Here is a 25,420-nt window from a genome sequence, read left to right as displayed (position 1 = left end):
GCTGTTGCGCCGTCAGACCTCGCCAAGTCCGGAAAAGATCGTCGCCGGCGGTGTCGTGCGCGGCAGCGGGCGCTCGACCGAGTGCGCGGGGCGCGAGCCTCCTTTGGTGTCGTACCGTTTGGCCAGATCCAGCAGGCGTCGCCTGGTGAAAGGGTCGGCCTTCTCGGCGATGGTCCGGACCCGGTCGGCGAGACCCCGATAGAATTCCTGCTCCATGACGCAACCCGCAACATCATCGATTGCAGGAATTGAGTACGTGAGAGGCCGAGGAGTCAAGGCACCGGACGCGCCCGTGCTGCGGTGGTCAGGCGGTCGGCGCTCTCCGGAGTGCGTCCCGCTCCAGGCAGAGATCGTCGATTTTCGCGCGCATCCTCGAGAGCAGCAGTTCGGCCGAAGCGGTCGCGACGCCGGCCCCCTGCAGCATCTGGATTTCGCGTTCCTGAGCACGGAGCTGCCCGCGCATGCGGGCGATCTCGTTGCGGACCCGATCGAGTTTCATCGGGTGCTGAGATCGTCCGGCACGTCGCCGAATTTCCGGATCAGCCTGGCGTCACTGAAGTCGCCGCTCGACGGATCTCCGGTCCGAGAGAACGCGATGGCGCCGGCATGGCCCGGTTTGCGGGAGAGCGCCTCCGCCCGCATCGCCGCAGGGCGCTAAGGCATTCCGCCGCCTCGCCGGCGGCCACGCCGTCGTCGGAGAAAACGAACGGCAGAGCGACATAGTAGGTCACTTCAGACATCTGCCTCATCCTTGCGTTCGGGCGCCCCTGGGAGCCGCCCGCGGGCGTAGCCGGTCGACACCTTGCTGCGAAGCTCGTCGAGCCGGGTCTCCAGGAAGTCCATGGCGACGATGAGGGCCTTCACGGCTTCCCGGGGGTCGCCGCCGCACGCCGCAATCGCTTGGTCGGCGGCGGCCTCGAGGTCGTCGGGGGCCGGTCCGGCCTGCTCCGAGGTGGCGTTCATCCAATTATGTTCCCGTTTCGTTCCGAAGAGTCAAGAGACGGTCTCCCGAATTCCCACGGCGCAGCGACGGCCTTTGCATGAATCTCGAGACTGCCGGCCGGCACGTCGGAACCGGCAGTCCTCGTTCGTCTTGAATCCGAGCCGTCCCGAACCGGAGTTCTGCGTACATGGCCCCGCGCGCCAACTGGAAAGGCTTCCTGCGTCTGTCCCTCGTCACCTGCCCGGTGGCGCTCTATCCGGCCACGTCCGAAAGCGAGAAGATCTCCTTCAACCAGCTCAACCGGCAGACCGGCCATCGCATCAAGTACCTGAAGGTCGATGCCGACACCGGCGACGAGGTGCCCAACGAGGACATCGTCAAGGGCTACCAACTCGAGAAGGACCAGTTCATCGAGGTCACGAAGGAGGAGCTCGAGGAGATCGCGCTGGAATCCACGCGCACCATCGAGATCGACGAGTTCGTCGACAAATCCGACATCGACCCGCGCTACCTGATCCGCCCCTACTACATCCGCCCGGACGGCAAGGTCGGCCACGACGCCTTCGCGGTGATCCGGGAGACCATCCGCGAGATGGACAAGGTCGCGATCGGGCGGGTGGTGCTGACCAACCGCGAGCACATCATCGCGCTCGAGCCGATGGACAAGGGCCTCGTCGGCACGCTGCTACGCTATCCCTACGAGGTGCGCAGCGAGCAGGAGTATTTCGACGAGATCCAGGACGTGAAGGTGACCAAGGACATGCTCGATCTCGCGAGGCACATCGTGAACCAGAAGGCGGGGCGGTTCGGTCCCGAGAAGTTCGAGGACCACTACGAAACCGCGCTGATCGAGCTCATCAACCAGAAGCGGGCCGGCAAGCCGATCACCCCGAAGTCGAAGCCGGCCGCGACCAACGTCGTCGACCTGATGGAGGCGCTGCGGCGGAGCGTCGGGAAGGAAGCTGAGCCAGCGAAATCGGGCAAGCCAGCCAAGAAGCCGCGCAAGGCAGCGGCCGGCCAGAAGGAAATGCTGATGCCGATCGCGGGCAAGAAGCCGGTGAAGGATGCGGCGGCGAAGAAGCCCGCGGCCAAGCCGCAGCGGAAGACCGCCTAACGACGGAATAGGAGAGCCGCATGGATATCGATTTGAAGGAAGCCTCGGCAATGACCGAAGCCTCCGGGCTGACGAACGAGACGGATGGCAACGAGCAGACCTCCGGGGGGCGCCGGCGACCGGCCCAGCCCGCGAAGGATGCCGCCATCGTTTGGGCGGACCGCCTCCGCAAGGTGACGGTCCAGGCGCCGCTGCAATCGCTCGCCGTCGCGTTCGCGCTCGGAATGTGGGTCGCCCGCCGCCGCTGACGAGCAGCGACCGGGCCACATGGCAAGAAAGCTCAAGACCTTCATCGTCGGGCTCCTTCGGTCTCGCGAGCGCCGCGCGGGCGATGAAGCCGGCGCTGGAAGCGTGGGCGCGGGATAGAGCATTTGATAAGCCGAGCACGCAGACACTTGCCTGACCTCGGCGAGACCGCGAGCGTACGTAGAGAGAGAGCCGCCCCACCGACCAAAAAGCATCGTGCGGGGACCTGGCACTCGCGTTCTATAAGCCTAGGATTATTCGGGGACGCCCGCCTTGCGCAGAGCATCCTCCCATCGGATCAGCACCTCGGGCTGCCTGTGCGGCAAGCGGTACTTGACGTTCCGAATCCGAAAATCCGGGTCGCTTGCACACACGAACTCGGCCGCCCTCTTGGCCGCGTCGAGTTTGCCAGCAAGGGCGTTCGACGCAGCCGCGACGAGTGCAGCGATGAAGTTGTTCGATTGCTCCAGCATGGCTTTGGTCGCTAGGGACGAAGCAGCATCAAACCGGCCGGCCGCAAAATGGGCTGCGGCTATGGCGGCCAGCATCCCTGGTCTTTGCGGGTCAAGAGGGCTTAGCCGAATGGCACGATTGAGGTGCTCGATGGCCAGGTCCGGCTGACCGACGAAGCATCTGATCCAGCCGCTCAGATGAAATGCCATCGCGAGATTGGGGTTTAGCGCCTGAGCGCGATCAATCAACGATACGGCACGTTCGAAGTCGTCGAACATGTAGCCGATCGCGATACCGCTGCTTGCTAGTGCAACGGCGTCGTCATTGCCGCATTCTATCGCCCGCCTGGCGAGCCGCTCGGCGTCCAAGCTTTCGGCAGATCGGTCGTCTGTCCAGCCGTTCAACTTGCGCCGGGCATAACACCAAGCGGCCATTCCGTACGCGGACGAGTAGCCGGCGTCGAATTCGATCGCCCTATGGAATAGGCGAACCGCTTCCTCGATATCTTCCCTGCCGGCTTTGTGAAACCTGGCCATTGCCCGCAGGTAATAATCGTACCCGTCGAGGCTCTCAGTCGGTTTCCGCATCGACCGATCGATCTCGGCGTTCTCCAGTTTGGGAGCAATGGCGCCGACGACCTTCAGCGTAATGTCGTCCTGCAGATCGAAGATGTCTTCCATCGCCCCGTCGAAGCGGTCCGCCCAGAGATGTGCCCCCGTTCCGGCGTCGATCAATTGCGCAGTCACGCGGACCCGGTTGGGAATCTTGCGTACGCTTCCCTCGAGAACGTAACGGACGCCGAGCTCACGGCCCACCCGCTTGATGTCGACCGCTTGTCCCTTGTAGGCGAAGCTCGAGTTGCGCGCGATCACGAACAGGCCGTGGTATCGCGACAAGGCCGTGATGATGTCCTCCACCATACCGTCGGCAAAATAATCCTGCTCCGGATCGCTGCTCATATTCTGAAACGGCAGCACGGCGATCGATGGCTTGTCCGGAAGTGCAAGGGGCTGCGCAAGTCCGACGGACCGCTCTGCCGAGAGGTACTCTGCTGACTTGGCGTCTACGCTCAATCGCCACGCCCGCATCGGTTCGGCGATATTCTTTAGGTTTTGGGGCCCCATATCTTCGAATGGGCTGTCAAGCTTGCCCCGGATCTGACGCTGCGCGTCATCGGAGATGCAGATCCCTCCCGGCTGAGAAATTCCTTCCAGGCGGGCCGCGATGTTCACACCGTCCCCGAAGATGTCATCGTCATCGACGATGATGTCGCCGACGTGAATGCCAATCCGAAATTCGATCCTGGCGTGCTCGGGCACACCGATGTTCTCGAGAGCAACCCCTCGCTGTACCTCCACCGCGCACCGCGCAGCGTCAACGGCGCTGGCGAACTCGACCAGCACGCCATCGCCTGTCGATTTGACGATTCGGCCTCGGTGCGCCGCGATCATCGGATCGACTAGCGTCGTCCGGAACGCCTTAAGCTGGGTGAGCGTCCCTTCCTCATCCCGCCCCATGAGAAGGCTGTAACCGGCAACATCGGCTGCAAGAACTGCAGCCAGTCGCCTTTCCATCCGTTCGCCAGCCAAGGAAGACTCCACACCCACAACGGCTTTGAGAGTACCAATGCCCAACCAAGACGTAAGGCCAGGTAGGTCATCTAGGCAATAACCAAATCGACGGGCGTGTGGCTTCGCTACTACCGATTCTCCGGCTCTTTCGGCGATTCCCCGGTACGGCGGCGCGGGTGCATCTCGCAATTACCCTACAGAATGTCCGAAAACGTTTGCTACCAGGACACCGCGCGTGATCCTATTGCCCATCCTTTGACTGGGCTGACCTTGAACTGGGATCAGCCGCAGCCCTCTCAAGGGGACCGTTGTGCCCCAGGGAAGGAAGCAAAGAATGAAGCTATCAATTGCGTTGTCAGCGCTAGTGATCGCCGGTTGCGTGGTCGCAAGCAGTGAACCGGCCAGCGCCGTCGTCTACTGCCAGTACATCAGCTATCCGGCCGGCTGCATCGTACGACCCGGTGTTCGGCTCGTGGCTCGGCCGGTTGCGCGTGCGGTCACCCCTGGACGGCCTATGAATCGTGGTGGTCCGGTCAATCGAGTGGGCCGACGCTGAACGGCCGTTTGATGGCGCCTATTCTTGCGCTGGGTCGTATTTGCTTGAAGACACAATTCGCCGAGATCATAGGGGCGCTCATGATGAGCCGTTCGTCGTCTTACGTTTGCGTAACCGCGCTTGCCGGCTTGTGCGCGGCGTGCTTGTTTGTCACCGCGGTTGCTGCGGAAGATCAAACCACGGACATCGGCACGCTCGACAGGGAGACGGCCGAGAAGGCCTTTCCCGCCAAGCCGCCCTATTCGCCATATGCGGGGCGCAACTTCCCGACACGGCCGTATTTCGGCGACACGCACACGCACACCTCATACTCGATGGATGCCGGCGCGTTCGGTGCGCGGCTCGGGCCCAAGGATGCCTATCGCTTCGCCAAGGGGGAGGAAGTTATCTCTTCCAGCGGCCAACGTGCCAAACTTTCGCGGCCGCTGGACTTCATGGTGGTTGCAGACCATTCGGACGGCATGGGCTTTTTCCCGCAACTGATTGGGGGCGATGCCGGCCTGCTGGCGACGCCTCAGGGCCGGAAGTGGTACGACGAGATCAATTCTGGAAAGGGCGCGCAGGCCGCCCTGGATATCATCACCAGCTTCGGCAAGGGATTAATGCCGAAGGGATTCCCGACGCCGGGGACGCCGGCCTATCGCAGCGCCTGGCGCGAGACGATCAAAGCTGCGGAAGAAGCCAACGAGCCGGGGCGCTTCACCGCGTTCATCGGGTATGAGTGGACTTCAAACGCCGGCGGCAACAACCTTCATCGCAATATCATCTGGCGGGACAATGGAGCAAAGGCCGGCCTGGTGGAGCCCTATACCACGCTGCCGCCGCTCGGCAGTCCGAATCCTCGGGATCTCTGGAAATGGATGGCGATGGTCGAGGAAAAGACCGGAGCCGAAATTCTTGCGTTGGCGCACAACGGAAATCTCAGCAACGGCCGGATGTTTCCGATCATCGAATCGTTCAACGGCAAGCGTATCGACCGGGAGTACGCGGAGAATCGAACTCGCTGGGAGCCGCTCTACGAAGCGACACAAATGAAGGGCGACGGTGAGACCCATCCATTTCTTTCGCCCAACGATGAGTTCGCGAATTACGAACGTTGGGACAAGGGCAACCTCGATCTGACCGAAGTGAAGAAGCCGGAAATGCTTGAGTTCGAGTATGTGCGTTCTGCGCTCAAGAACGGCCTCAAGATGGAAGCCGAGCTCGGCCTCAATCCCTACAAATTCGGTCTGGTCGGCAGCACCGATACACACACGGGGCTCGCCGCGGTCGAGGAGGATAATTTCTTCGGCAAGACGTCTTCTTCCGAACCAAGCGCCGGTCGCGCTACGCATCCCTTCGTCAAGACCGACAAGGCGGTTATCATGGGCTGGGAAACGACAGCGGCCGGCTACGCCGCGGTATGGGCGGCGGACAATACCCGCGAGGCAATCTTCGACGCCATGAAGCGGCGCGAGACCTACGCCACCACCGGTCCGAGGATGGTCGTTCGCTTCTTCGGCGGATGGGACTTCGAGGCTGCCGACGCCAACAACCGCATGCCGGCGCGCATTGGCTACACCAAGGGCGTGCCGATGGGCGGCGACTTGAGCGCCGCACCAAGCGGAAGGTTGCCTTCCTTCCTCGTCGCCGCCTTGAAGGATCCGATCGGCGCAAACTTGGATCGCATTCAGATCATCAAGGGGTGGCTTGGAAAAGACGGCCAGACGCAGGAACGGGTCTACGATGTCGCCGTTTCCGGGGGGCGTACGATCGACGCCGACGGGCGCAGCAAGACCTCCGTCGGGAGCACTGTCGATGTCGCAAATGCGACATGGACCAATACGATCGGCGCAGGCGAGATGATCACCGTCTGGAAAGATCCGGACTTCGATCCGGCGTTGCGCGCGTTTTACTATGTGCGCGTGATCGAAATTCCGACGCCGCGCTGGACGGCCTATGACGCCAAATATTTCGACATCAAGATGCCTGCTGAAGTCAGGATGACGACCACCGAACGCGCCTATACCTCGCCGATCTGGTACACGCCTTGATCGTCCGGCTGCTGCGGGAGCCGCTGCTGCAGTTTCTGGCGCTCGGTGCCCTGCTGTTCGCGCTTTACGGGCTTGCCGGCAAGCGAGGCGCGGAGGCGCCCGAGAAGATCGTGGTTTCCGCCTCACAAGCCGCCAATCTCGGCGACGCGTTTGTGCGGACCTGGCGGCGGCCGCCGACCGACCAGGAACTGCAGGGCTTGATCGAGGACTACGTCCGGGACGAGGTATTCTATCGCGAGGGTAGGGCGGCCGGTCTGGACCGCGACGACGCCATCATTCGCCGCCGCGTGCGGCAGAAGATGGAATTTCTCGCGGGTGAGATGTCCGTGCCCGAACCCAGCGACGCTGAGCTTGCGGCATATCTTGCGTCCAATCCGGAGCGCTTCAGAGCCGAGGATCAACTGACATTCCATCACGTATTCCTGAGCGCCACGAGGCGCGCGAATGCGATCGATAGCGACGGCAAGCGCCTTGCGGGCATTCTGGCACGGGCCGACGGGACCGTAGACGCAACGTCCCTCGGGGACGCTTTCCTGCTTGGCGAACAGTTTCGCGACATTTCGCCGGCCAAGGTAAGGGGCATATTTGGTGAAAGCTTCGCCAAAGAGCTCTCAATCACCGAGGAGGGGCGCTGGCAAGGACCGGTTTCGTCCAGCTTCGGGCAGCATTTCGTCTTCATCAGCAAACGGGTGCCGGGAGACCTGCCGCCGCTCGATACGATCCGCCCGGCTGTGCAGCGAGAGTGGGCAAACGCGCGCCGCTTGGAGACAGAACAAAAGCTTTATGCCTCGCTGCGCGGCCGCTACGACATCGTGATTGAGAAGCCTCGGGCAAAAGCGGCGGAGTCCGCGAATCGATGATTGGCTTCCGCCTGATCTTTGCCGTTGTTGCCGTCCTGGTGGCACATCCCGCGCTCTCGGATGAGCTTCGCCCGGGCTATCTCGAGATGCGACAAACCAGCGCCGTCACCTATAATCTGCTTTTCAAAATTCCCGCGCGGGGTGAGGACTTGCGCCTCGCGATCTACGTCAAGCTGCCGGCGGGCACTCAGGACACTGGGCTGCCCCGCGCCTCGTACGTCGATGGAGCTTATGTCGAGCGCCGCACCGTTCGGCGGGATGGAGGACTAGCTGGACAGGCCGTATCCATCGAGGGTCTGTCGGCCACATCGACGGACGTGCTGGTTCGAATCGAAAGCGTTGAAGGGGCAATCCAGACTGAACGGCTTTCACCGACGAAGACATCGTTCGTGATTCAGGCCGTGCCCGCCTCGGGAGAAGTGGCGGCGACATATCTTCGATTGGGCGTCGAACACATTCTTTTCGGCTTCGATCACTTGTTGTTTGTGCTGGCGCTGGTGATCCTGGTTCGCGACTGGCGGCGCGTCGCCATCACTGTCACTGCGTTCACGATTGCACACAGCATTACGCTTGCCGCGGCGACGCTGGGCTTCGTGAACGTGCCGGGTCCGCCCGTGGAGGCGACCATAGCGCTCAGCATAATGCTCGTGTCCGTCGAGATTCTGAATGCACGCCGCGGAAAGCATAGTTTGACCGCGCGTCTGCCGTGGCTGGTCGCCTTCGGCTTTGGGCTTTTGCACGGCTTTGGCTTCGCCGGCGCCTTGGCCGAGGTGGGGCTACCTCAACACGCAATCCCTGTTGCCTTGCTGTTTTTTAACATCGGAGTGGAGATCGGGCAGCTGGCTTTCGTGGCTGCGATCCTGACGGCGGGGGGCTTGTTCCATGCCGCAATGGCGCTTCGCCTGAGACCTCCCCTTTTTCAACGGGCAGTCAACCGGGTCGATGTCGTCGCTGCATACGCGATCGGCACGGTGGGGGCGTTTTGGCTAATCGAGAGGACCTGTGCCTTCTTTGTGTGAACGCAACGTTTGCCGGGGCCGCCGCCGCATGCCTGGACAGCCGCCCGGATCCGGACGCACAGGCGATCGAGGAGGTCGCACCAACCCTCTCCGCATTCCGGATAGGCCTGCCCGACGCCGCCTCGGCTCGCTGGGGGCTCCGGAGGAGGAGGATATGGATTTTCCTATCTTGATCTCGAGTGCCGCAGCGACTGTCGATCATGCCGTATGCGAGCTGCTGATCCGACAGGTCACCAAGGGCAGAGCTCTCGTGCGCAACGTGGATTTGTACACGGCTGGAAACCCGGGCTGCGCGCTATGAACCGCATGGGCTTGTCGCTGGGCCTGATCATGCTGGCTACGTCCGCGCTGGCGCGTGACGATGGGCGCTACACCGGTTCACCACTGAAGCCTTGGTTCGAAAGCCTCTCCAGCGACTTTGGGCAGTGCTGCTCGGATGCGGATGGATACTTCGTTGCGGATGTCGACTGGGAATCCGACCGCGGCCACTATCGTGTGCGCATCAACAGTGAGTGGGTGATGGTGCCGGACGGGGCCGTGATCACACAGCCTAACAAGGTCGGGCGCACTATGGTTTGGAACTACTACATTGATGGCCACCCGCGGGTGCGCTGCTTTTTGCCAGGCACCATGATGTGACATGTGGGCCGCCCTCGTTTGGGGAGCGGAACCGAAGCAGGGATTGTCGATGATTGCAGCACAGGAGACCTTTGGAAGAACTCGGCCTTCCAAGCCTTGCTTCTTCGATGGCAACCGCTTCCGGATGCACTACGTCGATGAAGGGAACGACACGGCGCTCTCCTCGTTGTCTGCATCGCGAGCCCAGTTGAGGCTTTCTCTGATGCAGCTATGCGCGCGTTCGGGCATGTTGAAATCGTCATCAATAAAACACCCGAACCCGCCGCCAGGACAGCCGCTCGACGTTTACGTCGGACCAGTTGCGGAAAAATGGTGCGCCAAGTCAGTTTCTTGCTGCGTTTCGTCCCCGCATCCGCATTCGACAACAGCCTGCGAAAGCAGCTCGGCCGGCCGATCTGACAGGATCACGTTGTAGGCCGAAGGACGATTGCAACGGCATCCGCAATTCAGCCTTTTCGAACGATCAACCGATGACTCATCGATGTTTCACTTTGCCGTCACACCATCGGCTGTCGCCTAAAATCTCTGAAGGAGACTCACATGCCGCACACTACGGCTCATCCTGCATCCACCGCGTTGCGAGGACTCGCGTTGCTGGAAAACCCAATTTTCAGCAAGGGCACGGCGTTCACGTCGCAGGAGCGCAAGCAATTCGGACTCGAGGGCCTTTTACCACCCGCCGTGGAGACCATTGAACGGCAACTCGAGCGCGTGCTGGGCCACCTCGATGCCAAGCCCAACGATCTTGAACGCTACGTCTACCTGATCGGCTTGTCGGACCGGAATGAAACGTTGTTTTACCGTACGGTGATGTCCGATCCCGCGCGGTTCATCCCGATCCTTTACGACCCGACCGTCGCCGATGCCTGCCTGGCCTTCGGCCACATCTACCGACGTGCGCGCGGCATGTACATCAGCCGCGAGATGAAGGGCCGGATTGCCGATGTCCTCCGCAACTGGCCCGAGCGCGACGTTCGCTTCATCTGCGTCTCCACAGGTGGGCGCATCCTGGGCCTGGGCGACATCGGAGCCAACGGCATGGGGATTCCGATCGGGAAGCTGCAGCTTTATACGGCCTGCGCTGCGGTGCCGCCTGAATGCCTGTTGCCGATTCTGCTCGACATCGGCACGACCAACGACGCGTTGCGCGCCGACCCGCTTTACCTGGGCCTTCGCGAGAAGCCGCCATCCGATGCGGATTTGGATGAACTGACCGAGGAGTTCGTCCAGGCCGTGCAGACCGTCTTCCCGGGGTGCTGCATCCATTTCGAGGATTGGAAGGGCTCCGATGCCATCCGGATGCTCGGCCGGTACAGCGATAAAGTGTTGTGCTACAACGACGATATCCAAGGAACGGCGAGCGTCGCGCTCGCCGGCCTGACGACGGCGCTGCAGATCGTCGACGCGCCGCTCGCCGATCAGCGCATTCTGTTCCTCGGTGCCGGCTCGGCTGGAATCGGGATCGCCGACCTCATCACATCCGCGATGCAAATGAAGGGGCTCTCGCAAGATGCCGCGCGCAGCCGTATCTCGTTGTTTGATATCAACGGTCTGCTGGAGTCGTCGCGCACCGACCTATCGGACGCGCAGAAGCCGTATGCGCACAAGGCCGAGCCGTCCAAGGATCTGGTCAAGACCATCGAGACGCTTAAACCGACGATATTGATCGGTGTCAGCACCAAGGGTGGTGCCTTCAACCAGAGTGTGGTCGAGGCGATGAGCCGGCTCAACGAGCGTCCGATCATCTTCGCACTTTCCAATCCGACCAATAAGGCCGAATGCTCCGCGGAGCAGGCTTACACCTGGTCGAAGGGCAAGGCGCTGTATGCGGCCGGCGTGCAGTTCCCGGATGTGACCTTGAACGGCACGACTTTTCACCCCGGGCAGGCCAACAATTTCTACATCTTCCCGGCCGTCGGCCTGGCGACCTATGCGACGCGGCCGCGGCGGCTCACCGACGAGTGCTTCATCGTCGCGGCCGAGGCGAACGCCGATCAGGTCGGTCCGAACTTACGCGACAAGGGCATGCTGTTCCCGAGCCAGGCCAACATCCTCGAGACGGAAGTCACGACGGCGACGCGGGTGGCGGAATTCATATTCGACAAAGGTCTCGCCCAGGTCGACCGCCCGAGCGACATCCGCACCTGGATCGAGGGTCAGCTCTACGAGCCCCACTATTGATCGCATAGGCGCGTCGCACGCAAGCGGCGCCGCGACGCCCATTCCTTCAAGGATATCCTCATGAACAACCAACCGGATCCGGTCTTGCATGACGAACCAATCGGTGTCGATGCCACCGGCCTGCGTCAAGAAACCGACTCGATGGGCGGCATCGACGTGCCGGCCGATCGGTACTGGGGCGCGCAGACCGAGCGCAGCCTGGTTCATTTCTCGATCGGCGACGACCGCATGCCGAAACGCGTCTATCACGCCTACGGGTACGTGAAGAAGGCGGCGGCGCTGGTCAATGAAGCCGCCAGGCGGCTTCCGCGATGGAAGGCGGACGCGATCGTCCGCGCGGCGGACGAGGCGATCACGGGCAAGCTGGACGAGCATTTTCCGCTTTACGTCTGGCAGACCGGGTCCGGCACGCAGACGAACATGAACGTCAACGAGGTCTTGTCGAACCGCGCAATCCAGTTGCTTGGCGGCCAGATCGGCAGCAAGTCTCCGGTTCATCCGAACGATGACGTCAATAGGGGACAATCATCGAACGACACCTTTGCGACCGCCATGCACATCGCTGCCGTTTTGGAGCTTGAAGACCACCTGCTGCCGAACGGCGAGGCTCTCGCTGCCGCGATCGAGACAAAGGCAAGCCAATGGACGGATGTGGTCAAGACCGGGCGAACGCATCTGCAGGACGCGGTACCCCTCACGGTCGGACAGGAATGGTCGGGTTGGGCGCATCAGATCCGGGATGCGCTGACCCGCATTCGCCAATCGGAAATCGGCCTGTTCGAACTCGCGGCGGGCGGCACAGCGGTCGGCACCGGGCTGAACGCGCCGGCGAATTTCAGCGGGGAGATCGCATCCAAGATCGCCGAGCTGACCGGCCATCCGTTCGTGACCGCGCCCAACAAGTTCGCGGCGCAAGGGTCTTTGGACGCGATAGTCGCCGCTATGGCGGGGCTGCGCGGGCTCGCGGTGGCGTTGATGAAGATCGCCAACGACATGCGCTGGCTTGCCTCCGGCCCGCGCTGCGGTCTCGGCGAACTGGTGCTACCTGAGAACGAGCCCGGCTCGTCCATCATGCCGGGCAAGGTCAACCCGACCCAGCAGGAGGCGATGGTGATGGTTTGCATCCAGGTGATCGGCGAAGACAGCGCCGTCGCATTCGCAGGCAGTCAGGGCAATTTCGAGCTCAACGCCATGCGCCCCATCATCATCAACAACTTCCTCCACTCCGCCCGCATCCTTGGTGATGCGTGCGAGAAGCTGCGCCGTTTCTCGGTCGAGGGCACCCGGCTCAACCGGAAGCGTATCGACGAGATGGTCGGCCGCTCGCTCATGCTGGTGACCGCGCTCAGCCCGGTGATCGGCTACGAGAAGGCGTCCGCCATCGCTCACCAGGCCAGCGACGAGGGTCTGACCTTGAAGGAAGCGGCGCTCAAGTCCGGCTTCATCGACGAGGCTCGTTTCGACGAGATCGTCAATCCTGCAAAGCTGGTCGGGCAGGGCGTCGCGGGCAGCTGAGGATGGTCGACGGCAACGTGAACCATATCCGTTCTTCAAGGACAACAGCGCGATCGGGTCCAGGCTGACATCGTCGTCAAGGGGCAGAAGCCGGCCGCCCTGTTGAACGTCAAATACAGCCCGAATCTAAGGAAAGCGATTGATACGAAGTGCTATCGTTGAAGGATGCGACCGGCATTTCCAGAGGTGGTTTCGTGCGGGTGCGCTGCTTTCTGCAGGGCACCATGATCTGACATGTGGGCCGCCCTCTCTCGAGGAGCGGAACTGAAGGAGCCGACTATCGATGATTGCAGCACAGGAGACCTTTGGAGGAACTCGGCCGTTCAAGCCTGGCTTCTTCGATGGCAACGGCTTCCGGATGCACTACTTCAATGAAGGGAACGGCGCCCTGGTTGTCTGCATGGCGAGCCCACCCTTGAGGGATCTCTATCGACATTTCATCCCTCCGCTCTCCGTTCGAATAACTGAAAGTCAGAAGAATCGGCAGAAGTAAAAGCTCCTTCGCGGCGGATTCACTATCATTCAGTCAACCATCTGATGAAAGCCGCCGCTTCACTCATGGCCGGTTCTACAATGAGTTCGAACGGAAGGGCGCACAGGAATGTGAGGCTCTCGATCGCGCTTCCACCAGATGGATGGCGCAAACGCCTGGGCTCGAGCCGCAGTCACGGCGATCATGCGCCCTCCAGTGCTTTGCGGATACGCGGATTGTGTTCGAGAGCCCATTGGACGGTCTTTGGAGCGCGCCCAAGCAATCGCTCGAGCTCGTCGGTGACAACGTCATAACGTCCGCCTGCGACCAGGCGGGTGATGGCTTTCAGGTGGTCCGCAATGTGCGGATTGCGAGATGCCAGAGCCCTGTTGATGTATGTGTCGATCCAGGCATCCGGATCTTGGGGCACGTACGAAATCTTGCGCTCTAGCGCGGCGCCGTAATCCTCCGCAAACCCATGCATGTCCTTCAACACCGGTCCCGTGAGCGCATATGACATTGATACATGCGACGGCGGGTCGATCAGGATCTTCGCGCAAACCTCCGCAACGTCATAGGCGGCCATTGGCGCGATCTTCTGCGTGCCGAACGGCAGATGAAGCTCGCCCGCGCTCAGCAATTGCTTGAGGGGAAACCAGGAAAGGATCGGGTTCTCGGCGAACATCGTCGCTCGGATGTTGACGACCGGGAGACCGGACCATTGCAGCGCCTGCTCCGACGCCCAATGTGCCCGCTGTTGCGGCGACCATTCGGCGACAGATCCTCCGAGCCAGGCTATTCGCGCCTCCCGCTCGGCGGTCATTCGATCGAACGTCATGAAGGTCTGCTCGAACTCCGAGATGTTCACGAAAACCTCGATGCCGCCTTGCGCACGCGCAGCGGCTGCCATCAGGATGGTTGCGTCGCTATAGTAGGGGTTCAAGCTCATGCTGAAGTAGATCCGGCGACAGCCTTTCAGGGCAGCCGCGACATCGGCCACATCAAGAAGATCGCCGACGAATACCTCGACTCCGGCCTGTCGAAGCGCCTCAGCCCGCTCGTCCTCTCTCCTCACGAAGGCGCGCACCGGATATTGCTGCGACAGCAGCATCTTGATCATCGTCCTGCCTATGGAGCCAACCTCGCCGCCGGCGCCAGTGATCAATATTGGGGGCCGCTTTGACATCGGTTTGTCCTCTTAGCTGAGTTACTGAGTAGTTCTTGGGCGGATCCGAGTCTCGCGATTGTGGCGCGCGGGACCGGTTAGGTCCTCAGGAAACGGAGGACATGATCGAAGACCGCTTCGGGTTGCTCAAGATGCAGAAAATGCCCTGCTTTGGGAAGGACGACACGTTCGAGTCCGCGCGTGAACGCCACTTCCATGCCTTCGCTAAGCCGCGCAGACATGCAGCCGTCGTCTGCCCCATGAAGGTAGAGCGAGGGGACCGCAATTGGGCCACTCGCGAGAGCCTCGAGAGCTTGGACCGCTGCGTCGGATGGCGGCGTGAACAACTGCCGATAATAGGCCAAAGCCTGCGTGAGGACGCCGGGCTGGGCAAAGGTCTCGTTCAGTGCAGATCGAGCCGGAGCCGGCAGCACGTACCCCGGCGACCATTCCCGCCAGAGGCGGTCGAGGAATGCAAAGTCGTTCAACTGAACGGCCATCTCCGCCAGACGTGTCTGGAAGAAGAACATGTACCAGCTTCGTCGCTGCTGATCACCGTCGGCAACGAACGCCGATGCCAGTCCCTTTCCATAGGGCACCGCCAGCCCGACAAGCTTGCGGACGCGTCCCGCATCGAGGCTTGCCGCGGCGTAGGCTGCACGTGCCCCCAAATCATGGCCGACGAGAACGGCTTGCTCAACCCCAAACGATTCGATGAGCGCCAATACATCCTGCCCTGTCGCCGGGGCGCGGTACGACCCATCCGGTGCGGCGCCGCCGACCCAATATCCGCGGAGCGCCGGCGCGACCGCCCAATATCCTTCTTGCGCGAAACGATCGAGAAAGGGGACCCAACTCTGCGCATGATCTGGAAAGCCGTGCAGGCAGAGCACGAGAGGACCATGTCCAGCCTCCAGAATCGGGAAATCGAGCCCGTTGGCGTGAACCGTGCGCTTGCGGATATGACCGCTCGCCAGAGAGTTCTCCGGCGTACGCCACGGAATGTCGGCGTGCCGTTGTTCGGCCGTTGGAGCGGAGGCGATCACGGTTGGCGTTTCCTTCGGTAAGGCCCGTCTGAACTGACGAACGCGCGCTTCCCGGCTTAGAGGCCCACGAGCGAGGCGGGATCGCCTCGCGTCCGTTGCCTTGCCACGGCCGCTACGCGGCCATTCGCAGCAGATCGACGATATCGGCTTCGTCTTTGAAGGGGCGCGGGTTGGCTTTTACGAAGCGATGATTGATCGCGATCTTGCTGATCTGATCGAACTTGTCTTCACCCATGCCGACCTCGGCCAGCCGCCCAGGCAGTCCAAGCCTCCTGGTGAATTCGGCGAAGGCATCTGCGGCTTCTTCCCCCGGAGCGCCCAGAGCCGCCGCCAGACGCTTCTGGGCATCTTCGGTGAACGGTTTGTTGTAGCGAAGAAGGCTGGGCATGATGACGGGCGTGCAATAGTAGTGGGGAACGTCGAACGTGCCGCCAAGCACGTGGCCAATGCCGTGACTTGCGCCCATGGGGACGCGGGCCTGCAGCCCGAAGGAGGCGAGCCAAGAGCCATATTGTGACAAGCGGCGTGCCTCGAGATCATCAGGTTGTTGCAAGGTCTGGAGCATTCCCTCACGCAACGTGCGGATGCCCGCCAGGACGACTTCGTCGGCCAAGGGAGTGCCGGCCGGCGAGCACAATGCCTCGATGCCGTGATCCATCGAGCGTGTGCCCGATCCCATCCAGAGCTTTGTCGGCGTATGAAGCGTGAGGGCGGGGTCGAGAATGATCGCCACCGGCATCATCTGTGGGTGAAAGAAAATCTGCTTCAGCTTCTGGCGCTCATCGGTGACGAGCGCTGCGGCATTGTATTCGCCGCCGTTCAGCGTCGACGGCACGGCGATCTGCCGGACCGTCGGCGAGCGGAAAGGAGATTGGCTCACGCCCGGCCCCATCGGAAAGGGATCGAAGCCCGCTTCATCGCGGATATCGTGCTCCATCGCCATGATGACGATCTTGGCGAGATCGACCGCCGAACCTCCGCCGACGGCCACGACGAGATCGGCTCGCATCTCCTTTGCGTGAAGGGCGACCTCGGCAGCTTGCTTGCGCGTCGTGTGCTGCGCAATTCCGTCGAAGGTCGCTGCATGTTTGTCGCCAAGCGCACGCCGGATCTTCTCGATCTCGTCGGTCTTGGAGTTCAGGGTTCGACTGGCAATGAGCAAGACGCGCTTTGCGTCAAATCGCTCCGCTTCGTCCCGGACAGCTTCAGAGGCGGCTTTGCCATAGATGACACGGTCAATTGCCGGAAAGTTATGTACACCGGTTCTGCGCATTTCTTCCTCCCGTTAGATGCCCGATACGGGCGGTATATTATGATCATCATTCTAATTCGAGTCGGCATCTCAGCACGCTGGAGCCCTGGGGCGGGCGGTTAGATCGCGACACTTGCTGTCGCCGGACTAGCGGCGTTCGCTATCGCTGTTCATGGATGCGCTGCCGCCAATGTCAGGCGAGCCAAGCTCGGACGGGTGCTCGACAGAGGCCTAGGCTTTTCCATAGCGCCGCAACCGCTCCACGCGTCAAGCGTCCATGATTCTTTTCATCGTGGCCCTTTGCATCGATCGCGGCGTCAGGCGATTTGAAAAGGCAGCCATGTTGTTCGTCAGGCCAGGGATCACCATGGCCTTTCCTTGCGAGAGCGCCCGAACGCCGCTCTCGGCAACCGGACGCGGCTTCATGGTGAGGAGCCGCAGCATGGCCGATGTGGTTGCGCCGGCCGCCGCATCGAAACCGGTCGCGGTGTGCCCCGGGCAGAGACTCGTAACGACCACGCCGTGCGGGCGGAGTTCTTCATGCAGGGCCTCGCCAAAGGCGAGTACATAAGCCTTGGTCGCCGCATAGGCCGCGTAGCTGGGAACGGCCTGGAAAGCCAGGAGGCTGGCGACCAGAAGGATATGTCCAGACCGCCGCTTGGACATGTCGCGGCCGAAAAGATAGGTCAGCTCTGTGAGCGTCGTGATGTTGAGCTGGATCATGTTCGCGGTCTGCTCGATCGGCGTGTCCAAAAAATCGCCGTGCAAGCCGAATCCGGCATTGTTCACCAAGATGTCGATCGTCACCGACCTCGCGTCGAGACTGCTTTTCAGGCGGCTGGCCGCGCTCGGCGCGGCAAGATTGATCGCCTCGACGAGCACATCCACCCCGTATTTGCTGCGGAGATCGGAGGCAAGCTTTTCCATCCACTCCCGCCGTCGAGCCGCCAAGACGAGATTGACTTTCTGCGCCGCCAGGAGACCTGCGAATTCAAGACCGAGGCCACTCGACGCTCCCGTGACCAGCGCCCATTTTCCGGCGAAGCTGTTCATTGCTTCATTCGACATCGTTCTCGTCCTCATCTGTTTGGTCGGCGAATGGCTCGGCCAGATCTCAATCAGAAACACCGGCCCATCCTTTCAAGCTGCGGCGGCGCCGCGAACCTGTTCGGCCGCGGCATCCAACAGCGCCTGAGCCAGATCGGGGTCGTTGACGACGCGCGAGAGCGTCACCGCGCCGACCATCGTCGCGAGAATGGCCATGGCCTTGCCGCGGGAGGCCTCGTCGCCGGCCCCGGCGAGAAAGCGGTCGAGCACGTCGAGATGCGCTTTGATTCCTGCTTCGAATTCCGCCTTCACCTCGGGGCCCTGCCGCGCGGCGTCTGAGCCGAGTGCCACGATGGGGCAGCCGTCCATCTTTTCTTCGCGATGGTCGCCGCTGAGGTAAATCCCGATCACCGCGCCGAGCGGATCATCGGGATTCCGAGCGGCCGCATCCGACCATCGGCCCGACGCGCTCTCCAATGCTCGCCTGGACGCCTCGACCGCCAAATCCTCTTTTGACGCGAATTGCTTGTAGAAGGCGCCTTGGGTTAGCCCGGCCCCCTCCATCAGATCCTTGAGCCCGATACCATCGAAGCCGCGCTCCCGGAACAGGCGACTTGCCACATTGATCACGGTTTTGCGGTTCTCCGCCGCCTGAACGCGACTGACTCGCATCGGCACCTCCAACTTAGATTGCATTTGAACTCTATTACCACAATATAGAAGCCGAACGCAATCTATCAAGGGCTCAAGGCCGAATCTCTTGGTAGGAGCGCTTCAGCCGTCCCTTTTACGTCCCCGAGGGCCTGAATCACATTTCTGTCGCGTCGCTTCCTTTTTAGATTGCGTTCGAAAGCTAAACGGAATACAGAGTTCGGACGAAATCTAAAATTGGGAGATTGACATGAGGATGCGGGGCTTTGCGGTTTTGGCTGGTATTTTGATCTCGGCCGGGGTGGCGACCTTCGTTGCCCTCGGGATCCCGCCCCGGGAAGCCTCTGCGGTCGGTGACCCCAGGCAAGAGCCCCCAATGGTCCGTCTCGTGATGGCCGCGCCGGTCAGCGGATCCGACCGCGGCTTCACCGGCACCATCGGCGCGAGGGTGGAAAGCAATCTCGGTTTTCGCGTCGCCGGTAAGATCGTCGAGCGGCTCGTCAGTGTCGGTGAGCAGGTCAAATCCGGGCAGCCGCTGATGCGGATCGATGAAACCGACCTCCGCCTGGCACTCGCAGCGAAGCGCAATGCCGTCGCCGCTGCGCGTGCAGTCGTCGTTCAGACCGACGCCGATGAGCGGCGATACGCCAACCTGGTCAGCGACGGATGGACTTCCAAACAGCGATACGAGCAGGCGAAGGCCGCCTCGGATACAGCCAAAGCGCAGCTTGCCGCGGCGGAAGCCGACGCCGGGGTTGCCGAGAACCAGGCGACCTATTCCGTCCTGGTGGCCGATGCGGATGGAACGGTCACCCAGACGCTGGGCGAGCCGGGACAAGTTGTCTCCGCCGGCCAAGCGGTCGTTCGGGTCGCGCAGTCCGGTCCTCGCGAGGCTGTGGTGGCGCTCCCCGAAACGATCCGGCCGGCGATCGGGTCGCTCGCTGAGGCGAGCCTGTATGGGAGCGATGGGCGGTTTACTGCGCATCTGCGGCAGTTGTCGGATTCCGCCGATCCTCAGACCCGCACCTATGAGGCTCGCTACGTGCTCGGCGGTGAGGCCGCGGCGGCACCGCTTGGCGCGACGATCACCATTCGGCTTGCAAGCCAGGGGAGCCAGCCGGAAGTTCAGGTGCCGCTGGGAGCCGTGCTCGACGACGGCAGCAAGACCGGCGTTTGGGTGTTCGACGGCGGCACCTCGACGGTCCGCTTTCAGACCATCAAGCTTGTGCGTGTGACCAGCGAAAATGCCGTTATCTCCGGCCTGAACTCCGGTGATCGGGTTGTCTCTCTGGGCGCACACCTCCTGCAGGAGGACGCTCACGTCAGGACAGCCTCTCAAGACAGGAGCAACTGATGAGCTTCAATCTTTCGGCGATCGCAGTCCGTGAACGGGCCGCAACGCTGTTCTTCTTGCTTTTGCTGGCAGCCGCGGGCGCCTACGCCTTCTTCATGCTCGGACGGGCCGAGGATCCCTCCTTCACGATCAAGACCCTGACGGTCACGACCGTGTGGCCGGGTGCGACCGCACGCGAGATGCAGGACCAGGTCGCCGAACCGCTGGAAAAGCGGATCCAGGAGCTGACCTGGTACGACCGGGTGGAGACGACCACACGGCCGGGTTATGCCTACATGACCGTGACCCTGAAGGACAACACACCGCCATCGAGCGTGCAGGAGGAATTCTACCAAGCCCGCAAGAAGCTGGGCGATGAAGCGCGCAAGCTGCCTCCCGGTGTGCTCGGCCCCTTCATCAATGACGAATATTCGGACGTCAGCTTCGCCCTTTATGCCCTCAAGGCCAAGGGCATGCCGATGCGGGAGCTCGCCAGGCAGGCCGAGACCATTCGCCAGGATCTCCTGCACGTGCCCGGCGTCAAGAAGATCAACATCCTCGGCGAGCGTCCCGAGCAGATATTCGTCGAGTTCTCCTATCCCAAACTGGCAACTCTCGGCGTATCGGCAACGGATATCGTTGCCGCCTTGCAGCGGCAGAACACGGTCACACCGGCGGGTTCGATCGACACCAAGGGGCCGCAGGTCTTCATCCGGGTCGAGGGAGCCTATGACAGCGTCCAGGCGATCGCCGACACTCCGATCGTCGCAGCCGGGCGAACGCTGAAGCTTTCCGACATCGCCGAAGTGCGCCGGGGTTACGAGGATCCTCCCACCTACCTCATCCGGCACCAGGGCGAGCCCACCATCATGCTCGCGGCGGTCATGCAGGAGGGCTGGAATGGTCTCGCGCTCGGCAAGGCGCTGGAGGAGAGGTCTGCAGCGATCTCCCGGACACTGCCACTCGGGATGACGCTGGCCAAGGTCAGCGACCAGGCCGTCAACATCTCCTCATCGGTGAACGAATTCATGATGAAGTTCGCGATGGCGCTCGGCGTGGTGCTGCTGGTGAGCCTGCTCAGCCTCGGCTGGCGCGTCGGCATCGTTGTCGCGGCTGCCGTCCCACTGACGCTTGCCGTCGTGTTCCTCATCATGCTGGAGACCGGCCGTTTCTTCGACCGCATTACGCTGGGCGCCCTCATCCTGGCGCTTGGTCTTCTAGTTGATGACGCGATCATCGCCATCGAGGTGATGGTGGTGAAGATGGAAGAGGGCATGGACCGCATCTCGGCGGCAGCCTATGCCTGGAGCCACACTGCGGCACCGATGCTGTCCGGAACACTCGTGACGATCGCAGGCTTCCTACCGGTGGGCTTCGCCCGCTCGACGGCCGGGGAATACGCGGGCAACATCTTCTGGGTCGTGGGATTCGCCCTCATCGTCTCCTGGATCGTCGCGGTGGTCTTCACGCCGTATCTCGGCGTCAAGATGCTGCCCGCGATCAAACCGATCGAAGGCGGTCACCACGCCATTTACGGTACGCCCAACTATCGGCGCTTGCGCGCTCTCATTACCTTCGTCGTGCGCCACAAGTTCGTGACCTGCGGCGTCGTCGCCGTCGCTTTCGCGCTTTCCGTCGCCGGCATGGGCGGCCTCAAACAGCAGTTCTTCCCGACGTCTGACCGCCCCGAAGTGCTGGTGGAAGTTCGTCTGCCGGAAGGCACCAGCATCGGGACGACGACCGCCACCGTCGCAAAGCTTGAGCGCTGGCTGGAAGGCCAGTCGGAGGCCAAGATCGTGACGAGCTATGTCGGTCAGGGTGCGCCGCGTTTCTTCTTCGCGATGGCGCCGGAGCTGCCCGATCCGGCCTTCGCCAAGATCGTCGTGCTGACACCGGACGCGGAAGCCCGCGAGGTCTTGAAGCATCGGCTCCGACAGGCGGTGTCGGATGGGCTTGCGCCTGAAGCCAATGTGCGTGTCACGCAGCTCGTGTTCGGACCCTATACGCCATTCCCCGTCGAGTTTCGGATCATGGGGCCCGACCCTGCGCAACTATATGCGATCTCTGAAAAGGCGCTCGGTATCATGCGTGGCGTTGCCGATGTGCGCCAGGCGAACCGCGATTGGGGTGATCGCACGCCCGTGCTCCGCTTCATCCCGGATCAGGATAGGCTGAACCTCATCGGCCTTTCTCCCGCGGAGGTGGGCCGGCAACTCCAGTTCCTGCTCACTGGCATCGCGGTGACACAGGTCCGCGAGGACATTCGCAATGTCCCCATCGTGGCGCGCAGCGCCGGCGGCGAGCGGCTGGATCCGACGCGACTGGCGGATTTCTCATTGATGAGCCGAGACGGCCGCGCCGTTCCGCTCGACCAGGTGGGCCATTCGGAAGTCCAGCTTGAAGAACCGATCATGAAGCGTCGCGACCGCACCCCCGTCGTCATGATCAGGTCGGACATCAATGAGGCGACTCAGCCTCCGGAGGTCTCCAAGGATATCCAGACGGCTCTTCAGCCGCTGATCGCATCCCTTCCGGCCGGTTACCGCATCGAGTTGGGCGGATCGATCGAGGAGGCAACCAAAGCCAACGACGCGTTGGCGACAATCTTTCCGGTTATGATTGCCGCCATGCTGATCGTCATCATGCTGCAGGTGCGATCCTTCTCGATGATGGCCATGGTCGTGCTGACCGGACCACTTGGCCTCGCCGGCGTCGTGCCGATGTTGCTGATCTTTCACCAGCCCTTCGGATTCAACGCCATTCTGGGCCTGATAGGCTTGGCGGGTATCCTGATGCGCAACACACTTATCTTGACCGACCAGATCAAGGAGAATCTTGCCGCCGGCCTTGACGACTATCACGCCGTCATCGAGGCCACGGTGCAGCGCACCAGACCCGTGATCCTGACCGCATTGGCTGCGGTGCTGGCTTTCATTCCCCTCACGCATTCTGTCTTCTGGGGATCGATGGCTTACACGCTGATCGGCGGCACCGCAGTCGGAACGGTTCTGATTCTGCTGTTCCTTCCTGCGCTCTATGCCGCCTGGTTTCGGATCAAGCCGACCGAAGATGACATGCATGAGGTTTCACCCAAGAAGCCGGAACTGCAGCCAGCATTGGCTGCCGAATAAGGCGCTGTTGCTCCAATGGATCGTCCGGTCCGAACGGGAAGAGAGTCCGACGAGGCCCGCGCCCGGATCCTGGGAGCGGCGGAAGAGCGCTTTCGGCGTGTCGGTCACCACAGGACTTCGGTGGCCGACATCGCCGCCGAGCTCGGCATGAGCCCGGCGAACATCTACCGGTTCTTTCCCTCCCGGAATGCAATCGACGAGTCCATCTGCGGGCGTCTATTGAACGAGCTTGCCGACTTCGCCTTTGCGATCGCACGGAGGGACGCGCCGGCCACCGAGAAACTCGAGGAACTGCTGAGCGCTGTTCACCGCCACAGCAAGATGACGTTGGTCACGGCGAAGCCCATGCACGATCTGATCGTCGCCGCCACGCAGGAGAACTGGCCGATCATCAAGGCGCATATCGAGCGGATGGAGACGATCTTCGAGGCGATCATACGCGGGGGCGCCCAAGCGGGCCAGTTCGATGTCGAAGATGCCGCGGAAGCGGCGCGAGCAGTCAGATCCGCGTTTATGCCATTCTTCCATCCGATTCTGATCGAGCACTGCGTTGTACACGGCGAAGACACGGAAGCAGGCCTGCGCGACCAGATTCGTTTCATACTGAAAGCACTCGGAAAATCGGGCTGAGCGGTCTGCTGCGTTCAACCCCTCCATCCACAACACGGAGCCCATCATCATGGATGACGTCATCATCATCGGCGGCAGCTTTGCCGGTCTCGCCGGCGCCCTGCAGCTCGGCCGTGCCCGCCGCACGGTCACCGTTCTCGATACCGGCCTGCCGCGCAACCGCTTTGCCGGCCACTCGCATGGCCTGCTCGGCCACGATCACAAGCCGCCGCTGGACATCCTGGCCGAGGCGCGGCAGCAGCTGGCGCGTTATCCCATGATCAAGCTGGTCAGTGCCCGGGCCGACAGCGTCTCCGGCGCCATCGACGATTTCTCCGTCCTCACTTCCGACGGCGAAAGCCTTGGGGCGCGTCGTCTGATCCTGAGCTATGGCGTCGCGGACCAGATGCCAGATGTTCCGGGCTTTGCCGAAGGCTGGGGCACGTCCATCGTGCCCTGCCCCTATTGCGACGGCTTTGAAGTCGCCGGCCAGCATTGGGGCCTCGTCTGGTCCGGCCCGCAGTCGCACAATCAGGTCAGGCTGTTCCACGATTGGACCGACAGGTTGACGCTCTTCGCCGATGGTCACGACATTCCGCCCGATATCCGGGCCGACCTGGCGCGCCGCAACATACCTGTCGTCGAGGGCCGGATCACCGGGATCGGCCATCACGGGGGCCATAGCGCCACGGTCAAACTCGATACCGGCCCCGATGTCGCGGTCGACATCCTGTTCGCGCATCCGCGCAACAAGCCGTCCGCAAGCCTGCATGAACCGCTGGGTCTCGCCACGGTGGATACGCCCGGCGGCATCGCCCTCAAGGTCGACGAGCGCCGCCAAACCAGCATGCCCGGCATCTACGCCGCCGGCGACCTCGCCAACCCCCTCATGCCCTCGGTCACCACGGCATCATGGCAAGGCGCGATGGCAGGTATCTTCGCCCAGCAGTCGATGCTGGTTTGAGAGCACAGACTGGAGATGAGCATGGCCGTCGAACCGGACAGCGCGGGTGTGCGCTTCCCTCCGCCCTTCGTCTATCTGGGAGCGCTGCTGTTGGGGCTGGCAGCGGAGCGGTTCGTCACCCTGCGCTCTTTCGGCATCGACTGGCGGTTGCTGGTCGCGACGGGCGCGCTGCTGTGCGTTGCCGGCGCAGCGATGATGCTTGCGGCGGCGGGGCTGTTCCGGCGGCTGGGCACCAACGTTCCGCCATCGCAGCCAACCACCCTCATCGCAACGACCGGGCCTTATCGGTGGACCCGCAATCCCATGTATCTCGGCATGGCGCTTATCTATGCCGGCGTTGCGATCGGCTTCGACGGGCCGATCGCCTTCGCCTTGCTCCCGTTGGTGCTGATCGCGATCCAGACGCAGGTGATCGCCCGCGAGGAGCGCTATCTCGAAGCGAAGTTCGGCGACGACTACCGCCGCTACAAGGCCGAGGTTCGCCGCTGGCTCTGACCGTTGCGCCGCTGCCGCCTGCGTGGCCGCCCGTCAGCCAGCTTTCCCAACAGATCACCGCCGTTACCTCGAGCAGATCTGGAAAGTATCCATCCCGTCTTGCAGAGCCGTCGGCTATCCGACAA

Annotated in this window: 22 protein-coding genes and 1 pseudogene; 13 read left to right on the top strand and 10 right to left on the bottom strand. The window is 62.2% G+C overall.

Annotated elements, in window-relative coordinates; all coding sequences use genetic code 11:
• Window positions 1–12: 12 nt before the first annotated feature.
• From IVA93_RS34570 to IVA93_RS34555, 4 genes and pseudogenes are all read right to left on the bottom strand, one after another.
• Complete coding sequence (locus IVA93_RS34570) at window positions 13–216, bottom strand: hypothetical protein (protein ID WP_018460159.1); 204 nt, start codon at window positions 214–216, stop codon at window positions 13–15.
• 88 nt (window positions 217–304) lie between these two features.
• Window positions 305–499: a hypothetical protein gene (locus tag IVA93_RS34565; protein WP_247789519.1), complete on the bottom strand. Its 195-nt coding sequence runs from the start codon at window positions 497–499 to the stop codon at window positions 305–307.
• Window positions 496–740, bottom strand: a pseudogene (locus IVA93_RS34560) (hypothetical protein). Before IVA93_RS34560 ends, IVA93_RS34565 begins: the two are co-directional and overlap by 4 nt.
• Window positions 733–963 carry a hypothetical protein gene (locus IVA93_RS34555; protein WP_247789517.1) on the bottom strand — a complete coding sequence of 77 codons (231 nt, stop codon included), beginning with the start codon at window positions 961–963 and terminating at the stop codon, window positions 733–735. Before IVA93_RS34555 ends, IVA93_RS34560 begins: the two are co-directional and overlap by 8 nt.
• A 167-nt stretch (window positions 964–1,130) precedes the next feature.
• Between IVA93_RS34555 and ku the strand changes: the two genes are divergently transcribed.
• Both ku and IVA93_RS34545 read left to right on the top strand, forming a co-directional pair.
• Window positions 1,131–2,057: a non-homologous end joining protein Ku gene (gene ku, locus IVA93_RS34550; protein WP_018460155.1), complete on the top strand. Its 927-nt coding sequence runs from the start codon at window positions 1,131–1,133 to the stop codon at window positions 2,055–2,057.
• Window positions 2,058–2,077: 20 nt separating this feature from the next.
• Window positions 2,078–2,305 (top strand): hypothetical protein, encoded by a 228-nt coding sequence (locus IVA93_RS34545; protein ID WP_018460154.1) that lies wholly within the window; start codon window positions 2,078–2,080, stop codon window positions 2,303–2,305.
• Window positions 2,306–2,557: 252 nt separating this feature from the next.
• Here IVA93_RS34545 and IVA93_RS34540 read toward each other — a convergent pair whose 3' ends face one another.
• Entirely contained in the window at window positions 2,558–4,345 is a 1,788-nt protein-coding gene (locus tag IVA93_RS34540; RefSeq protein WP_245288564.1) for an adenylate/guanylate cyclase domain-containing protein, read from the bottom strand.
• Window positions 4,346–4,966: 621 nt separating this feature from the next.
• Here IVA93_RS34540 and IVA93_RS34530 point away from each other — a divergent pair.
• The 6 genes from IVA93_RS34530 (at window position 4,967) to fumC (ending at window position 13,130) form a co-directional block, all read left to right on the top strand.
• Complete coding sequence (locus IVA93_RS34530) at window positions 4,967–6,916, top strand: DUF3604 domain-containing protein (protein WP_247789946.1); 1,950 nt, start codon at window positions 4,967–4,969, stop codon at window positions 6,914–6,916.
• Window positions 6,913–7,776, top strand: a complete 864-nt coding sequence (locus IVA93_RS34525) for a peptidylprolyl isomerase (protein WP_018460152.1) — start codon at window positions 6,913–6,915, stop codon at window positions 7,774–7,776. Before IVA93_RS34530 ends, IVA93_RS34525 begins: the two co-directional genes overlap by 4 nt.
• A complete protein-coding gene (locus IVA93_RS34520) occupies window positions 7,773–8,795 on the top strand; it encodes a HupE/UreJ family protein (protein WP_018460151.1) in 1,023 nt (340 codons plus the stop codon). The genes IVA93_RS34525 and IVA93_RS34520 overlap by 4 nt, the downstream gene beginning before the upstream one ends.
• A gap of 297 nt (window positions 8,796–9,092) precedes the next feature.
• On the top strand, window positions 9,093–9,434 hold the full coding sequence (locus tag IVA93_RS34515; RefSeq protein WP_247542495.1) for a hypothetical protein: 342 nt from the start codon (window positions 9,093–9,095) through the stop codon (window positions 9,432–9,434).
• Window positions 9,435–9,974: 540 nt separating this feature from the next.
• The gene (locus tag IVA93_RS34510) at window positions 9,975–11,615 is read left to right on the top strand and encodes an NAD-dependent malic enzyme (RefSeq protein WP_026233956.1); all 1,641 of its coding nucleotides are present in this window, start codon (window positions 9,975–9,977) and stop codon (window positions 11,613–11,615) included.
• A gap of 60 nt (window positions 11,616–11,675) precedes the next feature.
• Window positions 11,676–13,130 carry a class II fumarate hydratase gene (gene fumC / locus IVA93_RS34505; protein ID WP_018460147.1) on the top strand — a complete coding sequence of 485 codons (1,455 nt, stop codon included), beginning with the start codon at window positions 11,676–11,678 and terminating at the stop codon, window positions 13,128–13,130.
• Window positions 13,131–13,804: 674 nt separating this feature from the next.
• On the opposite strand, the gene IVA93_RS34500 is transcribed toward fumC, so the two are convergent.
• From IVA93_RS34500 to IVA93_RS34480, 5 genes are all read right to left on the bottom strand, one after another.
• The gene (locus IVA93_RS34500; RefSeq protein WP_026233955.1) at window positions 13,805–14,788 is read right to left on the bottom strand and encodes an NAD(P)H-binding protein; all 984 of its coding nucleotides are present in this window, start codon (window positions 14,786–14,788) and stop codon (window positions 13,805–13,807) included.
• Between the two features lie 77 nt (window positions 14,789–14,865).
• Window positions 14,866–15,813, bottom strand: a complete 948-nt coding sequence (locus IVA93_RS34495; RefSeq protein WP_018460144.1) for an alpha/beta fold hydrolase — start codon at window positions 15,811–15,813, stop codon at window positions 14,866–14,868.
• Window positions 15,814–15,925: 112 nt separating this feature from the next.
• Complete coding sequence (locus IVA93_RS34490; RefSeq protein WP_247789513.1) at window positions 15,926–17,086, bottom strand: iron-containing alcohol dehydrogenase; 1,161 nt, start codon at window positions 17,084–17,086, stop codon at window positions 15,926–15,928.
• A 246-nt stretch (window positions 17,087–17,332) separates the two neighbouring features.
• Complete coding sequence (locus IVA93_RS34485) at window positions 17,333–18,133, bottom strand: SDR family NAD(P)-dependent oxidoreductase (protein ID WP_026233953.1); 801 nt, start codon at window positions 18,131–18,133, stop codon at window positions 17,333–17,335.
• A 72-nt stretch (window positions 18,134–18,205) separates the two neighbouring features.
• Entirely contained in the window at window positions 18,206–18,784 is a 579-nt protein-coding gene (locus IVA93_RS34480) for a TetR/AcrR family transcriptional regulator (protein ID WP_026233952.1), read from the bottom strand.
• A gap of 229 nt (window positions 18,785–19,013) precedes the next feature.
• Here IVA93_RS34480 and IVA93_RS34475 point away from each other — a divergent pair, with 229 nt between their 5' ends.
• Genes IVA93_RS34475 through IVA93_RS34455 form a run of 5 tightly spaced genes read left to right on the top strand, consistent with a single transcriptional unit; the run spans window position 19,014 to window position 25,295 of the window.
• Window positions 19,014–20,117, top strand: a complete 1,104-nt coding sequence (locus tag IVA93_RS34475) for an efflux RND transporter periplasmic adaptor subunit (protein ID WP_026233951.1) — start codon at window positions 19,014–19,016, stop codon at window positions 20,115–20,117.
• On the top strand, window positions 20,117–23,227 hold the full coding sequence (locus tag IVA93_RS34470) for an efflux RND transporter permease subunit (protein WP_018460139.1): 3,111 nt from the start codon (window positions 20,117–20,119) through the stop codon (window positions 23,225–23,227). Before IVA93_RS34475 ends, IVA93_RS34470 begins: the two co-directional genes overlap by 1 nt.
• A gap of 15 nt (window positions 23,228–23,242) precedes the next feature.
• Window positions 23,243–23,857, top strand: coding sequence for a TetR/AcrR family transcriptional regulator (locus IVA93_RS34465; RefSeq protein ID WP_026233950.1), 615 nt, complete (start codon window positions 23,243–23,245; stop codon window positions 23,855–23,857).
• 49 nt (window positions 23,858–23,906) lie between these two features.
• Entirely contained in the window at window positions 23,907–24,800 is an 894-nt protein-coding gene (locus IVA93_RS34460; RefSeq protein WP_247789511.1) for an NAD(P)/FAD-dependent oxidoreductase, read from the top strand.
• A gap of 21 nt (window positions 24,801–24,821) precedes the next feature.
• A complete protein-coding gene (locus tag IVA93_RS34455) occupies window positions 24,822–25,295 on the top strand; it encodes a methyltransferase family protein (protein WP_018460136.1) in 474 nt (157 codons plus the stop codon).
• Window positions 25,296–25,420 lie beyond the last annotated feature (125 nt).

Origin of the sequence: Bradyrhizobium sp. 155 (assembly GCF_023101105.1) — a bacterium.
Taxonomy (GTDB): Bacteria; Pseudomonadota; Alphaproteobacteria; order Rhizobiales; family Xanthobacteraceae; genus Bradyrhizobium; species Bradyrhizobium canariense_D.
The sequence above is the reverse complement of the archived record's forward strand: the minus strand, read 5'-3'. Positions and strand labels throughout refer to the sequence as shown.